The 16,025-nt window shown below is 29.2% G+C and carries 13 protein-coding genes; 6 read left to right on the top strand and 7 right to left on the bottom strand.

Going from position 1 to position 16,025, the window contains the following annotated elements:
- The first annotated feature begins 128 nt into the window (after positions 1–128).
- The 4 genes from ACFDSN_RS08855 to ACFDSN_RS08870 all read left to right on the top strand — a co-directional run bounded on the left by ACFDSN_RS08855 (position 129) and on the right by ACFDSN_RS08870 (position 3,264).
- On the top strand, positions 129–806 hold the full coding sequence (locus tag ACFDSN_RS08855) for a phage integrase SAM-like domain-containing protein (protein WP_375239488.1): 678 nt from the start codon (positions 129–131) through the stop codon (positions 804–806).
- A 209-nt stretch (positions 807–1,015) separates the two neighbouring features.
- Positions 1,016–1,306 (top strand): tyrosine-type recombinase/integrase, encoded by a 291-nt coding sequence (locus ACFDSN_RS08860; RefSeq protein WP_375239489.1) that lies wholly within the window; start codon positions 1,016–1,018, stop codon positions 1,304–1,306.
- Between the two features lie 101 nt (positions 1,307–1,407).
- Positions 1,408–2,469 carry an endonuclease gene (locus ACFDSN_RS08865; protein ID WP_375239490.1) on the top strand — a complete coding sequence of 354 codons (1,062 nt, stop codon included), beginning with the start codon at positions 1,408–1,410 and terminating at the stop codon, positions 2,467–2,469.
- A gap of 207 nt (positions 2,470–2,676) precedes the next feature.
- Positions 2,677–3,264 (top strand): hypothetical protein, encoded by a 588-nt coding sequence (locus ACFDSN_RS08870; protein WP_375239491.1) that lies wholly within the window; start codon positions 2,677–2,679, stop codon positions 3,262–3,264.
- Between the two features lie 273 nt (positions 3,265–3,537).
- Here the strand turns inward: ACFDSN_RS08870 and ACFDSN_RS08875 are convergent, their stop codons facing one another.
- The 3 genes from ACFDSN_RS08875 to ACFDSN_RS08885 are packed head-to-tail and all read right to left on the bottom strand — an operon-like array spanning position 3,538 to position 9,329.
- Positions 3,538–4,323: a class I SAM-dependent methyltransferase gene (locus tag ACFDSN_RS08875; RefSeq protein ID WP_375239492.1), complete on the bottom strand. Its 786-nt coding sequence runs from the start codon at positions 4,321–4,323 to the stop codon at positions 3,538–3,540.
- Positions 4,324–4,337: 14 nt separating this feature from the next.
- Complete coding sequence (locus ACFDSN_RS08880; RefSeq protein WP_375239493.1) at positions 4,338–7,406, bottom strand: protein O-mannosyl-transferase family; 3,069 nt, start codon at positions 7,404–7,406, stop codon at positions 4,338–4,340.
- A gap of 3 nt (positions 7,407–7,409) precedes the next feature.
- Positions 7,410–9,329, bottom strand: coding sequence for a vanadium-dependent haloperoxidase (locus ACFDSN_RS08885; RefSeq protein ID WP_375239494.1), 1,920 nt, complete (start codon positions 9,327–9,329; stop codon positions 7,410–7,412).
- Positions 9,330–9,449: 120 nt separating this feature from the next.
- Here ACFDSN_RS08885 and ACFDSN_RS08890 point away from each other — a divergent pair, with 120 nt between their 5' ends.
- Together ACFDSN_RS08890 and ACFDSN_RS08895 are read left to right on the top strand one after the other, a co-directional pair.
- Positions 9,450–11,474, top strand: a complete 2,025-nt coding sequence (locus tag ACFDSN_RS08890) for a hypothetical protein (RefSeq protein WP_375239495.1) — start codon at positions 9,450–9,452, stop codon at positions 11,472–11,474.
- A gap of 10 nt (positions 11,475–11,484) precedes the next feature.
- Positions 11,485–12,492: a hemagglutinin protein gene (locus tag ACFDSN_RS08895; RefSeq protein WP_375239496.1), complete on the top strand. Its 1,008-nt coding sequence runs from the start codon at positions 11,485–11,487 to the stop codon at positions 12,490–12,492.
- A 112-nt stretch (positions 12,493–12,604) separates the two neighbouring features.
- Here ACFDSN_RS08895 and ACFDSN_RS08900 read toward each other — a convergent pair whose 3' ends face one another.
- The 4 genes from ACFDSN_RS08900 to ACFDSN_RS08915 all read right to left on the bottom strand — a co-directional run.
- Positions 12,605–13,795: a class I SAM-dependent methyltransferase gene (locus ACFDSN_RS08900; RefSeq protein WP_375239497.1), complete on the bottom strand. Its 1,191-nt coding sequence runs from the start codon at positions 13,793–13,795 to the stop codon at positions 12,605–12,607.
- Positions 13,788–14,882 (bottom strand): AI-2E family transporter, encoded by a 1,095-nt coding sequence (locus tag ACFDSN_RS08905; protein WP_375239499.1) that lies wholly within the window; start codon positions 14,880–14,882, stop codon positions 13,788–13,790. The genes ACFDSN_RS08900 and ACFDSN_RS08905 overlap by 8 nt, the downstream gene beginning before the upstream one ends.
- Positions 14,883–14,927: 45 nt before the next feature.
- Positions 14,928–15,428: a TrmH family RNA methyltransferase gene (locus ACFDSN_RS08910; protein ID WP_375239500.1), complete on the bottom strand. Its 501-nt coding sequence runs from the start codon at positions 15,426–15,428 to the stop codon at positions 14,928–14,930.
- A 126-nt stretch (positions 15,429–15,554) separates the two neighbouring features.
- Positions 15,555–16,025: hypothetical protein (locus ACFDSN_RS08915; protein ID WP_375239501.1), on the bottom strand; the 471-nt coding region annotated here is incomplete at its 5' end.

A 16,025-nucleotide genomic window follows, 5' to 3' on the forward strand; every position in this document is an offset into this window, starting at 1 on the left:
AAGAGTTATGTCTCTTTATTAAATTTCAATTACACACAATTATTAAATTAAATGACACCTTTTTAGGTGTACAAAAAGGTACCCAAATTATCTTGTGGGTACCCAAAATTAATTTTAAAAACATACTTATGAATAATTATAAAATCATTGTATTATTTGTAATACAAAAGAACAAAACCAATAAAAGAGGACTATGTCCAATAAAATGTAGAATAACTTACCAAAAGAAACGTAAAGAGTTCTCTACAGGACTATTTATAAAGCCTGACAACTGGGATAATGGCTTACAACAAGCTAAACCACCAAATCCTGAAAATAACATCATAAATACACATATAAGCCTTATTAGTCAAAAGATTAATGAGGCTTTTTTAATGCTACAAGTTTTACCGGATAGTTTTGATATTGATGATATACAGAGAAAGTATAAAGGAGAAGATTCTATGACTGAAATAACAATACTAGGAGCTTATGATTTGCATAATGAGAAGACTAAAAAATTAATAGGTAAAGATTTTAATGAGTTGTCTTGGAGTAGATATATTGAAAGCAGGAGGAAAGTAGCTTTGTTTATATCTAAATTCTACAGAAAAAAGGATGTTAGGCTAAATCAATTGGATATGAAATTCATTAAAGATTTAGAATACTTTTTTAAAACAGATTTAAATTTAAGGCAAGCTACTGTTTATAGAAGTATTCAGCGTGTAAAGAAAATTATTCAGTTTGCTATTGATGAAAACTATATAGAAAGAAACCCACTTGCTCAATTTAAAATAAGAAATACAGATCTCAAATTACCTACTTAACAGTTGATGAGTTAAAGTTAATAGAAAGATATTCTTTTTCTCAAAAGAGATTACAACAAGTTAAAGATATGCTTGTATTCTTTTGCTATACAGGGTTAGCTTATCAAGAAATGGCTAACTTAAATCAAGAGCATCTTATTATTAATTTTGATGGCAAATAGTGGATTAAGATTGTAAGACAGAAAACTGAAAAAGTAGTTTCTATTCCTTTGTTAAATAAGGCAAAGCAGATTTTAGTTAAATATGAAGATGCATTTGATGATAAACTATTGCCTGTAATTTCTAATCAAAAATTCAACTCCTATTTAAAAGAAGTTTCAAAGGTTTTAAACATAGATAAAAAGCTAACACATCACATTGTAAGGAAAACCTTTGCAACTACTGTATTACTCTTTAATAATGTTCCAATGGAGGTTGTTTCAGAGCTATTAGGGCATTCTAATATGAATATCACTCAAGAGCATTACGGAATGGTTGTTCAGAGCAATGTTAGTAAATAAATTAAAAAATTAAGTAAAAAGTTAAAGTTTTAGCCTTTTTATACAAGTAATTGTATTAATTATGTAAGATTTTTTCATTTTAACAATATAATATATAGCTAATGCTGAAATTTTTAATATTTCTTTTTTTACCATTTTTAACTTTTGCACAAATACCTTTAAATTATTATTCTTCTGCTACAGGTAACGCTGATGATAATTTGAAATTTGAATTAAATCAAATAATAGATAATCATATTGAATATCCTTATACAAGTGCGAGTACAGATGTTTGGGATATTTTAAAAGAAACAGACAAAGACCCAAATAATTCAAATAATGTTATTCTTGTTTATTCAGGAGTATCTGTAAATGCTAGCCAAGAATATAATAGTGGTAATGGTTGGACTAGAGAGCATGTTTGGGCTAAATCTAGAGGTGATTTTGGAACTATTACAGGACCAGGTACAGATGTTCACGCATTAAGACCTTTGGACAATGCAACAAACAGCACTCGTAGTAATCGTAGTTTTAATAACTGTACAACTTGTGTTGGTGTTACTGATAGTTGGAGTAATTTAACAGGTTCACAAACAGATCCAAATGATTGGTCTTTTGAGCCAAGAGATGAAGTAAAAGGAGATGTAGCTAGAATGATATTCTATATGGCAGTTAGGTATGAAGGATTAGATGGTTATGTAGATTTGGAGCCAACAGAACAAATGCTACCTCAAAGTAGTATAGACCCAACTCACGGTGTATGGTCTACTTTAATGGATTGGCATAGAGCTGACCCTGTTGATTTGTGGGAAGAAAATAGAAATGATATAATTTATTATGAATTCCAAGATAACAGAAACCCTTTTATAGATCACCCAGAATTAGCAGAACATTTATGGGGTTCTAAAACTGGGGTCAATTGGCCAGAAGAAACATTAGATGTTGTAACTATTGATGAAGACTTAATTCATTTATATCCAAATCCAGCTTCTGGTTTTATAAATATACGAGGATTAACAGAAAATGCACTAATTGAAGTATATGATTTTGTAGGAAGAAAAATAGTTTCTCAAAAACTAAACTATCATCAAAAAACTATTGATATTTCTCAATTAAAAGGTTCCTATCTGTTTAAAATAACAATTCAAAATAAGTCGATAGTAAAGAGAATTTTAGTGAACTAAACTTAAAAGTTATTCATCTAATGAAATTAATTAGATAATAAAATCTACACAAATGAATAAAAAGTGAACTTTTTATTAAAATATAGTTTTGGATATTACAATTAGATTTAACCCTTTTCATCTATAGATAATAGTCTTTTAACTATAGGCAATGGTATTCTATCGATTTTAAATGAAATTTGTTTACTTATTTATTAGTTTAAATAAATGAAATATCTCATAATCCTTTTTTTTTCGTTCAATATTATTTCCTTTTCCCAGGTTGGAATTGGTACTGTTAATCCAACTTCAAAATTAGAAATTTCAACTACCGATGATGGTATTCCTGGATTAGAATTAAATCCACAATCATCTCCTGTAGGCTCAGCTGATGGCCAAATAGCTGTTATAGATGATTTACTATATATGTATGATGACAACAGGTCTAAATGGCTATCGGTTTTAAGTACTTCATTTCAATTCGGTAGAGCTGGTGATGTAGATAATACTAGGTTACGCTTTGGTGGTACTGTAGCAAATAATAATAGTGGTCCATTAATGCCATTGAATGGTACAATTATTGGTTTTACAGTAAATACATCAGGTGGTTTGGCTAACAAAGGTTTTCAAATTAGAATCAGAAACGGTTCTGTTAATCAATCAGTCATAGATTTTAATTTAATTAATAATAAATACAATTCTTTTATAATTAACCAAGATTTTAATAAAGATGATTATCTTGTTGTGAATGTTCAGAATCAAGGATCTCCTGTCTCTAATCCTGTTGTAGTAATATGGGTAAAGTGGCGCAAGTAAATCTTGTAGATATGACTAAACTCTTATTTAATAAAATTGTATATTTTATTTTATGATCTATTTGAGAAATTATTGTTTCACGAGAAGACTTACTTAACTGTAGGTCTTTTTTGTTTTTATTGGTTTTGTAGTGCTTCACAAGAGTTATGTCTCTTTATTAAATTTCAATTACACACAATTATTAAATTAAATGATACTTTTTTAGTACACATTTAGGCACACCATCTTCTTGTGAGGTACACCATAAATTTAAAACTAAAATATTATGAACAATTATAAAATATCTTTTTTATTCATAGTACAGAAAAAATCTAAAGTGTCTGTTGAATAATCATCTAAGGAATAATCTTCTAATGTAATACTATTAACTAATGCATTGTTCTTTTTAAAAAGTCTAGCTCTATTGAATCTATTAACTATTTCATAGGGTAGTTTAAGTAGGAATGCAGGTATTATATGTTGTATTTTAAATACATCTAATTGTAAAAGACGCTCTACAGATCGTTTGTTTTTTGAGTAATAAGAATCTGTTTTTTTATTTCCTTTTATGCCTTTGATGCAATAATTGATAAATTTTTGCTCAATTAAACTCTTTATTTCGGAATAATTATATTCTTTATAGTGCCAAGGATTTCTAGCTATTGATTTTTTTGAATTAGGAGTAGTTATATATGCAGTTCCATTAGGCTTTAAAACGCGATGGATTTCATTAATAAACAATGTTGCATCTTTTATGTGTTCTATAACTTGAAACGATACTACAACATCAAAACTATTGTCTTTTAAGTTCTTTAAGGGTGGTATTCTTTGATTTATTATTGTTACCTTTTTGTACCTCTTTTTAATTTTATTTAATGTGTATTTTGATTTATCTATAACAGTTAAAGATTTTGTGTTCTTTATTATAATATCTAATCCATAGCCTTCACCACAGCCTATTTCTAAAACATCCCCGTGAGTTTTTTTAGAGATTAAATGGTATGCCTTTAGTGTCCTTTTATATAATGCATTATCCGATCTAATGCTTGAAGAGGTTACTTCTGTTGAAAATGAAAACATGAGTTATAAATAGGTTAGTAAGGCCAGTTTGTTTTCTTCCAGTTTACAAACCCTACTTCTAAAGCTTCAAAACGTTGTTCATAATTTTTTAAAGTTGTTTTGTTTCCAGGAAATTGTTCTAGCATTTGTATATACATATTTTTCAATTTTTCAGCATGTTTTATATTTATCATAGGTTGTGGAGGATTAAAGGAAGTAATCCAAGTAAGTTCTTCCAAAAAATTCTCCATAACCATAGTACATATTTCAGTTCCTTTTTCTGGTAATCCTGCTCTAAAATATAATTTTCCTAATGCAAATGCATATTGTTTGTATGGTATCGTTTTATTTGGGAAAATAGTAAAAGATTTATCTAATACTGCTATCGCTTCTTTTGTTTTTCCTTCTTCTATCAATGCTTGAGCTAGAAAATAATAATTTGGTCTAATTATGTCTTGAACATAAGTTCTGTTCTCACTATTTATGTATTTTTTTTCATGATTTAAGCCTTTAAAATGTAATTTATCCATAACATATGGATACATCATAGTTGTGTTTACAATTTTTGGGTTGTCTAATGATTTTTTTCTTTTTAGTGGTGCTAATTGTTCCACCATTCCATTTTTAACAAAATAGTTTTGTAGTCCGATGTAATGATTTTTTTTACCATTATCGGCAAAACAAATCGGTCTATTATGAATGTTTTTTGTTATAATGTTTAATAAAACAATATCTTTTAATTCATAGAAATTTTTAGCAAAATGCCATTTTATTTCAGGAGTATATATCGCATTTAATTCTTTCAAATTCAATCCGTGTTTTCTAATTTTTAAGGTATCTATTGGAATTGAAAATGTTGTTGTTGGCATGTAGTGTTTTAATTTTCCGTTCCAATTTATTAGAGTGGTACTGTCGTTTAAAAAATTAAATAAGTTAGTTAAAACTGCTGCATTATTTGTTTCTCGCTGAAGTGGTATTAATCGATCAACACCATCTATATATAAATGGCTATCTAAATTAAACTCTAAAGGGTTAGAAGTATTTATTTCCTTTTTAAGATTCTGTATATTTACATCTAAATTTAATTGATCATAATTTAAAACTCTAACATCTGTTCTGTATTTTTCTACTTCTTGTAAATACCATAATGGAAATGTCATATTATCCCCATTAGTAATAAGTATTGCTTGTTTTGGGCAAGCATCTAAGTAGGCTTTTCCAAAATCATAAGAAAAAGAATCATGACTTCGTTGATGATCATTCCAGCCTTTTGCTAGCATTTGTAGAGGAGCACCGATTAATACTAAAATTGAAACAACTATTAATCTGATTTTAGTTGTAAATATTGATTTTAATGAGTTGTAAATTAGCAAAATTGATAGACCAACCCAAAGAGAGAAAATGATAAACGATCCTATAAAAATGTAATCACGTTCTCTTACTAAAATACTATGCGGTACTGGATTAATGTATATAGTTATACCAATTCCAAAAGCTAAAAAGATAAAAATTGTTGTTAAAAAATAGTGCTTATGCCTTATTAATGATAACAAACCTATAAAACCTAATATAAAAGGTATAAAGTAATAAGTATTTCTACTTTTATCATTAATAAAACGCATAGGTGTATTAGAAATATCTCCAACTCTTAATTTATCAATACTATTTATTCCGCTAACCCAGTTACCATCTTTAATATATCCTATGCCGTGATTACTGTTCTGTTTACCGATAAAGTTCCAATATAAGTATCGTAGATATAACCATGAAACTTGATAATCTATAAAGAAATTAAAATTTTCCTGATTAGTTGGTCTGTAAATAGTTTTGGTTTCACCATTAACACTATAATTAACAGAATCACCTTTTATTGTTGTCCATAATTTGTATTTATGTTCATTTTTTTTATTAAAAAGTCTTGGGAAGTACATAGAAAATTCATCAGAATAGTTGGTTTTACTATATTTACCATTATCAACAGTAATATATTTTTGCCTATTAGAATCATAAGTTAAAACGGGTTCCCCATCTATAAAAGGTGAATTTTTGTCTAGAGGCGCATTGTAAGTATAGCCTTTTAATAATGGAATATTATTAATACCAAATTGTTCTCCTTTTATGTATTTCAACATTCTATTACTTGTACTTACTCCATTCGCAATTTGTGTATTTGCATTCACTCTTTGCATTGGCATTATATATGAACTAATTCCAATAAAAAAAAACAGAATAGATAGAGTAATATGGTGTAATTTTGACTTTTGTTTTTTATAAGTAATCCATTGGGTAATTAAAAAAAAGAATATTAATAAAAATAGAATGATTATAGTTCCTGTATTTACTGAAGTTTTAAATGTATTAACAAGCCAAATATCTAAATTATTAGCTAATTTTATAACACCTTGAATAGCAAACATGTAAATACTTAAAAATAAGACACATCCAATGATTAAGGATAGGATTGTGTTTTTTATCGTTAAACCATATTTTTTATGAGTGTATAAAAGGGTAATAGGAATTATTATGGAAATTATTATTAAATGAACACCTGTTACAATTCCCAATAAGAATGAAAACAATAGAATAAGTTTTGTTTCTTCTTCTTTATTTGATGCACCTTCCCATTTAAGCATTACAAATATAATTATTGTCATTAATGCAAATGAAAGAGTGTAGACTTCTGTTTCTGTAGAAGCAGTCCAAAAACTATTTGAAAACGCTAAAGTTAAAGCGCTAGTGACACCTGTAAAGTAGGGTAGGAGTTTAGTTTCGAACTCAGATTTATTGTTCTGAATTTTTGTAGTAATAAAATAAACTATTTTAAAAAGGAATGTAACCGTTAATGCACCAAAAAAACTAGATATTAAGTTAGAAACAAAAGCAATATTAGTAACCGAAAAAAACTGCATGATAACACTACATAGCATTGTGTAAAAAGGAGATCCTGGTGGATGAGTTGCTTGTAAATTAAAACTGCTTGAAACAAATTCTGCACTATCCCAAAATGTAATAGTACGTGGAGATGAAATAGCGTAAACAATAAAAATAAGTATAAAAATAATTAGACTTATAATATTTCTGCTCTTAATTTGTTTAAAAATCATACGTTAGTTAAAAAAAAATTTAGAGAATTCGATGGCATTTTCCGCAACCTTTTTACCTGTTCTTCTACCTTCAATATCGTCTACAGGTGGATGAATACCTCCCCAAACTCTAGATAAACAAGTTTCTATAGCTGCATCATAAAAAGTTGCCCACTGAAGAGTTACTGTTTCAGAAGGTCCATTTTCAAAACCTAAAAATTCATTTTTTTCAGCAGTATACGTTTCTAAACCATCAGGGAAATAAGGCGAACCGGAAATGTAGGTTAACAATTTTGCACTTGCTATAGAGAATGTTGAATGTCCAGATGTATAGCCAGCAAAAGGAGGCGTTGCAAAAGTGTAACGTTGGTAAGGCCACCAATTTTCAGCAAGAATCCAACCAACACCTGCTGTATCATTATATGGATTATTAATCGCATCAGGGCCTCTCCAATTGTATATTTTTACTTTATTTAAATGTTCCTTATTATTTCCTACTAAAGAATCTTTACTTGTTACTAATTCAACTAGTCCTTTTTCAAGTTTTAAACCTGAACTATTATAATTAGGCTTATTCACATCAGAAGATTGTCCTAAGCTAGCTAAATACCTGATGGCAGAAATAGGTCTTACATAATCATAATAACCTTTAGCACTCCAACAAGCTATTGCTGCATCATGCATAGTGCCACATAGTAAAAAATAACTTTTTATATCCCATTCTAATTGAGATAAAACCTTTCCTTTTCCATTCCATTTTCGTTTAAAATCGGGATGATAGGATACTTTATTTAAAAATTTTAACCAATGACCGGGTGGCGAGTAGGTATTTGGACCATCAACCCAAAATTCAGCAATAACTCTACAGTAATCACCTTGTTTAACTAAATTTTTAGAGTAATTTTTTTTTGTAATTGGGTTTTTTATTAGTTTCTTTTTATGATTATTTTCTACATTAGTATAATACGATTTATATGCGTCAATTCCTGTTGGTAAATGATTGTCAATATCAGTGATACCTTTAGGTGAAATATCCCAAAGTTTTGAGTTTTTACTATCAAGCTTACTTGAAAAACGTTGTACTAATGAAAACCCCCAGCGATACGCTTCTGTTTCTTTTGGGTTATTTGTATTAATATGTGGAGGTGGTCCCGGGTTAAAGTGAACCATCCCTTCTTTTGATTCAGACGGTAAAGCGAACGATTGTACTTCTCCCCAAAATGGCGTTAAAAAATCAACGTTTCCATTAATAAGTAATTGATTCCAATCTTTTAATGTTTTATCATACCCTTTTTTTGCAATATATTTATTGATATAAATGGGTTGCCAATGGTTTGGGTAATTTAGACTTTCAACACCAGGAATTCCTGGTAATAAGTTTTTGTTTTTTGGTTTATATTTAACTAATTCATGATTATGCTCCTCTTTAGAACCATCTTTTTTACCAAATAATAAAACTTGTTGGGCTATATAATTCCCTAAAGCTTCTGGACTTCCGCTTTCGTAATCAGTTCTTAGTGTTTTATTAATTTTAAACTGATATTTATAAAAAGTAGAGTTTAAAATATCTATAGTTCTTCCTTTACTTCCATATTCTTGAAAACGAGAATCGATAATTTTATAAGCAGCATAACTAATTGCAATATTTCTCAAACTATCAGTATTTTTTGAGATCCGTTTAAAATTAGAATTAAAAGCTATTAATTGACCATTTTTTTCTTTCCCTAAGAAATAAGTTGATTGTTTTTTGTCGTAAGCAGCCCAGGCATCATGCATTGCTGCAGAAAGATGAAACATGTTTCTTGCTTGAACAGTTGGCCCTTGCCCATCTTCTTTTACCATTTCTAATAATGTATCCATCCATTCTTTGGCGATGGAATTATTGTTTTGCCCTATTGTATTAAAAGATATTATGTATAAAAATAAGTATAAAAAATATTTCATTGTTTGAACGACAAAAATTATAAAAAGTAAAAATATACATATTAAAGATATTTACCATGTTTTTTTTCGTGTATATTTGCATTTATATATTAAAAACTAATTGACTAAATAATATAAAGAATGATGATTAAAAAACAACATTTAATAGCGTTATTGTTAATGTTATTTTCCGCAACTAATTATGCACAAATAGGTAATGAAACCCAAGGACTAGGATCTGGATCCGACCTTACTACAGGTGATTATGATACTTTTTATGGAGATAGTTCAGGACATAACGTTACAAGTGGTTTACATAACACTTTCTTAGGTTATAAAGCAGGTCGATTTATTACAACTGGATCGGATAATACAATAATTGGATCTGAAGCCGCTTCAGAAATAGGTACAGGAAGTGCTTCAACCAGTGGTTTTGATAATGTATTTATTGGAAAATATGCAGGACGCTCTGCATCATCTGGTGGTGATAATACGGTTATTGGTACAGAAGCTGGAATGAATATGGATGGAACTGCTAATGATAATACTATTGTAGGTGAAGAAGCGGGTCAAGAACTAACAAGTGGAGATGATAACGTTTTTATTGGTGAAGATGCTGGGTATAATACTACCACAGCTAGTGACAATACATTTGTAGGTAACACTGCCGGTAGATCTAATACAACAGGATACGGAAATGCATTTTTTGGAGATGAAGCAGGTTATGATAACACAACAGGAAAGTGGAATACAGCTGTAGGAGATTCTGCTGGGATAGATGGTGATATTGGGATAATGAATACTTATATTGGGCATGGAGCAGGCTGTGCTACAGAGAATGCGAGTCATAACACATTTGTTGGTGCTTATGCCGGTGGAGATAATAACAGAACAAACGCTGATAATAATACAAATGCAATGCGTAACACATATCTAGGTACATCTGCTGGATTCTCAAATAGAGAAGGAAGTGACAATGTTGGTATTGGATCTGGTGCAGATTTTGGAAACACCAACCGATCAAGATGTATTTTTATTGGAGGTACAGGAGTAAACACACATGGTCAATGGTCTGCAGATGGGTACGATATGGTAAATGCAAATGATGCAACTGCAATTGGTTATAGATCGTATACAAATGCTTCTTATGCAATTGGTATTGGTACCGAAAATGATCAACATGGTCTTGAATCAATTAGTATGGGGTATTTAACAAACACAGAAGCAGCTGCTGATTATTCAGTACTAATGGGGTCTAAAGGATATTTGGATCATGCGTATTCCGTAGGATTGGGTTATGCAACATCTGTTTCAGGAACTAATTCAATTGCTTTAGGTGCAAATACAAGTGTTACAGCTGATAATTCTATTGCAATAGGACAAGGAGTAACCGTAGCTCAGCTAAATACTATGGCTTTAGGTGGAGATCAAGTCGCTAACCGTTTAAGTGTTGGTATTGGTACGGTTGCAGCAAATACAAATGCGTCTCTAGATTTAGCAGATGTAGATAAAGGATTTCTAGTAAATAGAGTTACTACAGCTCAAAGAACAACTATGGCAACTATGCCTGCTTCTGGAGTTGCCTTAACTACAACAGATGTAGGATTAATGGTGTATGATACCGATGAAAATCTATTATACATTTGGAATGGATCAGTTTGGGGAGAAGTTGGTTCTAATGCTGGTTCTGGTGTAAGTGCAGTTCCAGAGTTATTAAATTACCAGAGTTCAGTGCGTGATGCTTCTGGAGATGTTTTAGCTAATCAATTAGTTAGCTTTAGAATGAATGTTATAGATGTATCTGCTTCTAATTCTACTGTATATTCTGAAACACACAATGTAACAACATCTTCACGAGGTTTAGTTGATTTTGAAATTGGAGGAGGAACAATCGTTTCAGGGTTATTTAAAGATATAGATTGGTCTCATAATAATTTATTACAAATAGAATTAGATATTGCAGGTGGAACAACTTATGTTTTAATGGGATCAACATCATTTGTGAGTGTACCTTATGCATTACGTGCAAAGTATGCTGAGAATTTAACATCTTCGGTTAACAATAAAACGGGTAATTCGAATGTAAAAGATGAAAGAATTGATGCTTTAGAAAAGGAAGTACAAGAATTAAAGAAGTTGGTAAACAAATTAATTAGTAAAAAATAAAGAATTGATTATGAAAAATATATTTTCTATTGTCTTTTTATTGGTAATGATTAGTGGCTTTTCTCAAAGTTTAGAACGTCAAGTCATTGGATCAGCTGGTTCTACATTAACAAATGCGTCAGTAAGTTTAGATTTCACTGTTGGTGAATTAGTTGTTTCAACTCTTACCGATGGCACTACATCACTATCACAAGGTTTTCATCAAGGAAGTAAACTATCAATTATTTTAGACCCTATAGTCTTTTTACAAGGAGCAGCATTAAATCCTGCAACAGGAGAATTAACACTTATGCGAGATGATTTACGAAGTAATAGTTATATTCCTACAACGTCTCCTTATGGAGATGCACTTACTTGTGATGTAAATGTTTTTAATACAACTGGAGATAATGCAATTGTTGATTGGGTTTGGATAGAGTTACGAGATGAAACAGATAATACTATTGTAGAGGCTTCGCGATCTGCTTTGTTACAACGTGATGGTAATATTGTTGATGTAGATGGAACTTCTTATGTTGAATTTGAATTAGCTTCAGGTAATTATTATGTTTCAATACACCATAGAAATCATTTAGGAATTATTTCAAATGGCACAATTACACTAGCTAAAGCAGTAACTATTGTAGATTTTACAGATGTAAATAATCAAATTACATATGGTTCTAATGCACAAACTACATTTGGGATGCCAACAGATGTTGTAGGGATGTGGGCAGGAGATGTAAATAATGATGGACGTTTAAATTATTTAGGCGCAAATTCAGAAATACCATTTATAAGTAGTCAAGTCTTTAACGATCCAGATAACTCTTTGTTTGGCGGACCACCAACAGCAACTTATAGTTCTGTAGGGTATTATGGAACAGATGTAGATATGAATGGAGAAACAATTTATATAGGTCCAAATTCCGAAATACCATATATAAGTAGTAATATTTTTAATAACTCATCTAACTCTATATTTGGAGGACCACCAACAGCAACATTTGAATTTTTAGAGCAGATACCAAGTAATTAAAATTTGATAATTTTATACTATATAATTTTTGATTTTATCGATATAAAAAAAAAGACTTACTTGATTGTAAGTCTTTTTTATTTTTATAAGTTTCATGATGATTTGTAAAGAATCATATTTTTTCACAAACCAATATAATTTTATTATTATTTAAATTTGTGGTGAAAAAGATATAACTATTCCCACCATCTTTTAAACTTAGTTTTTTACGAATAGCATCAACTTTCTCAGGGAAATTTCTAGTGGTAATATTGGCTTTAGCTTCGTTAAAATATTTTTTGAATACTTTTTTGTTATAAGGTAATTCCTTTATAATTTTAAACGATCTTCCTGGAAAATCTATAAAAGCATCACTTGTATATAAATGCGAATGTTTATGAAGTTTGCTTACGTTAAGTTTTGTAGATAAAATATTGAAAGCACCAGCTTTTAGAATAGCAGAATTTGGTTCGTATAAATAGGTTAGTGGTAGATTGTAATTGGCTACAGAAGTAGACTCTTCGTCTAAATTAAAGTTAAAAATGGTTTCTGTTTTATTTTTAAGGTTAACCGTTTTGATATCAATTCCACCTTTATAATCTTTTTCTAAAACCCAAAGCAATTCTTTAACTTCATTGTTTAATGCTACTACGTGTATAGTTTTAATATTTTTTAATTCGTTTATCCCAGAGCTAATATCTAATAAAGGAGACGTTTTTATTAATATGTTATTCGATTTTTCAAATAAGCTATTTAAATGTTGTGGTACATTTGGTAAACAGTCCTTTAATAAAAATACCTTCCCTTTAATATCACTTCGCCTAGATGGATCTATGTAAATCCAGTCAAAGTTATTTTTAGTAGTTTTAAACGCTTCAATTCCATCGTTACAAACACAAGTAATATTATCAGTATTTAATTGTTTGTAGTTATGTTTTACAATGTCTGAAAGTATGGGGTTAATTTCGCAATGAGTTACCGATTTAAATATTTTAGCGAACGCAAAACAATCCACACCAAATCCACCAGTAATATCAATTATAGTTTTGCCTTTAATTAATTTAGCTTTATAATTTGCAGTAATTTCAGAAGAGGTTTGCTCAATGTTTAACTTATTTGGATAGTATATGTTTTCAGTATTAAACCAGCTTGTTAGCTTTGTTTTGCAGCGTTTTTTAGCTTCAATTTGCTCAATAATAACTTGTGATTCAATATTAAGAAAGGGAATACCTTTTAAAATTAATTTAGAAATATCAGAATTTAAATTTTTTAATATAAAATCCTGAACCTTAATATTTAACAATTCTTTATTAAAACTAATCATCTAAGCTTTTGGTTAGTTTTTTAACGACTTTATTATCCGATAAAAACTCTTTTAAAATCACTTTTAAAGCTGTGTAAGCTGGAATAGCAACTATTAAACCAACAATACCAAAAAGGATTCCTGCTATAACAATAATTAGGAAGATTTCTAATGGATGAGATTTTACACTTTTAGAAAATATTATTGGCTGACTAAAGAAATTGTCTACCAATTGTGCTATAACAAATCCAATCATAACATACATTGTTTTTGGTAAAATAACATCACTAAAACTTTCACCAAGATTACTAGTCATAGTTAAAATTACCATTAAAAAAGCACTTACTAATGGTCCAACGTATGGGATTAAATTTAGTAATGCACATAAAAATGCAATTACAACAGCATTGTCTATTCCAAATAATAATAAGGTAATGGTATAAATTACAAATAGAATTAAAATCTGAAAAATTAAGCCAACAAAATACCTAGACAATAAATCTTTTATAGCTGTAAACGATCGTTTAGAGCGATTTTCAGTGCCTTTTGGGATAAATGTCATAATTCCATCTTCAAATAATTTACTGTCTTTTAAAAAGAAAAATGAAATAAATAACACAGAAAATAAACCAATACTAAAATTTCCAAGTCCGCTAACTAGACCATTTAATAGGTTTGGTATTACAGAATAGTCAATTTTACCTAAAAGGTTAGAGTTTTTTAAAGATTGTTCTACATCTTTAGTTTTAATATCAAAATGTGTTAGAGCTTCTTTATATAAACCTTCTAAATTCACTTTTAAACCTTCAATATCTAACAAAGATAAATTTTGTCCTTGCTCAACAATTAAAGGGATAAATAACATAACTAAACCTACAAATAAGCTTATTAAAACAGACATAGAAATAACAACAGCTAATGTGTTATTAAATTTTAGTTTACGTCTTAAAAAGAGCACAATAGGTCTTCCTATTAAAGAAACTACACCTGCAATTAGTATATAAACTATTACAGATTGTATTTTATATAAAAAAAATAAGACTAAAAATATACCGCCAACTATGGCTAAAGCTCTTAATATTCCGTAAGTAAGTTGTTTTGAAGTCACTTGTTTTTTGTTTATACCGTAAATCTAATAAAATTTAAACGGAAATTATTGCAATTGCTTTGTAAACTCGTATAATGCTATATTAGTAGCTTGTACAACATTCATACTGCTGTTTTGTCCAAACATATTAATATGAAGTGTAGCATCGCTTAATTCTAAAATATCTTTATGAATTCCAAAATTCTCATCACCAATAATTAAAGCAATTTTTTGGTTAGGTTGAAGCTTATAATCGTGAATAGCTAAACTATTACTGGTAATTTCTAAGCAAACAATAGTATAACCTTTTTCTTTAAGCTGAAGAATTTCCGTTTTTAAATCTGAAACAACGTTGTAATTCACTACTTTTTCGGTAGCACGCGACGTTTTTGTCATTTTTCTGCCAATAGGAATATGCTCTCCACAAAACACTAGGTTTTCTACACCAAAAGCATCACAAACTCTAAATAAACTACCAACATTTGGAGCATTAGTTACATTATCGCAAACCACAGTTATTGGAAATGTTCTTTCTTTAAATTGAGTAGTGTAGTGGTTGAGTTGCATTGGTAATTTGTTATGACTAAAAATAGCTTGGTTTTTGTGTGTTTTTTTTACTAAAAGGAGATGAGTGAAAAAAATATATAAATAATTATAAAATTAAGCTTGTAAGTTAGTTATTATTTTAAGATGTCATTTATATGCGTTTTCAATTTTAAATATCTGTTCAATATCTCCTTTTATAGTTTTACTATTCTTATCATAAAACTTCCACTTGTCTTTTATTACTTTAGATGTTTTTATTATATAATTACATCCGCCACCATTAATAAACATACTGTCAATTTTAAATTCCCCTTCAGCAATAAAATTTCTTTTTAAATCCCAAAACTTCCAATATCCAATTTTATAATTATATTCAATTTCTTGATTGTCTATACCGCAATGTAAGTATTTATTGGACTCAAAATTTCCAGACCCGTATATATTTCCAAAATCAACGACAGTATTTTGATTACTCATTAAAATCTTTCGAAAAACATAAAACTCATCTGAAGAAATAGTTTTATATAAATTAAAATCCTTATCATTTGAATCAATAAAATCAATCGTTATCAAGAAGTCTTTTTTAGTGTAACCAATTTCTATTTTAATATTGTCTCC

Origin of the sequence: Aurantibacter sp., from assembly GCF_042094015.1 — a bacterium.
In the GTDB taxonomy this organism is placed as follows: Bacteria; Bacteroidota; Bacteroidia; order Flavobacteriales; family Flavobacteriaceae; genus Aurantibacter.

Coding starts and splice junctions, on each gene's coding strand:
- ACFDSN_RS08890 (WP_375239495.1), top strand. CDS start 9,450: ATGATGATTAAAAAACAACATTTAATAGCGTTATTGTTAATGTTATTT.
- ACFDSN_RS08855 (WP_375239488.1), top strand. CDS start 129: ATGAATAATTATAAAATCATTGTATTATTTGTAATACAAAAGAACAAA.
- ACFDSN_RS08870 (WP_375239491.1), top strand. CDS start 2,677: ATGAAATATCTCATAATCCTTTTTTTTTCGTTCAATATTATTTCCTTT.
- ACFDSN_RS08885 (WP_375239494.1), bottom strand. CDS start 9,329: ATGAAATATTTTTTATACTTATTTTTATACATAATATCTTTTAATACA.
- ACFDSN_RS08880 (WP_375239493.1), bottom strand. CDS start 7,406: ATGATTTTTAAACAAATTAAGAGCAGAAATATTATAAGTCTAATTATT.
- ACFDSN_RS08910 (WP_375239500.1), bottom strand. CDS start 15,428: ATGCAACTCAACCACTACACTACTCAATTTAAAGAAAGAACATTTCCA.
- ACFDSN_RS08865 (WP_375239490.1), top strand. CDS start 1,408: ATGCTGAAATTTTTAATATTTCTTTTTTTACCATTTTTAACTTTTGCA.
- ACFDSN_RS08875 (WP_375239492.1), bottom strand. CDS start 4,323: ATGTTTTCATTTTCAACAGAAGTAACCTCTTCAAGCATTAGATCGGAT.
- ACFDSN_RS08895 (WP_375239496.1), top strand. CDS start 11,485: ATGAAAAATATATTTTCTATTGTCTTTTTATTGGTAATGATTAGTGGC.
- ACFDSN_RS08900 (WP_375239497.1), bottom strand. CDS start 13,795: ATGATTAGTTTTAATAAAGAATTGTTAAATATTAAGGTTCAGGATTTT.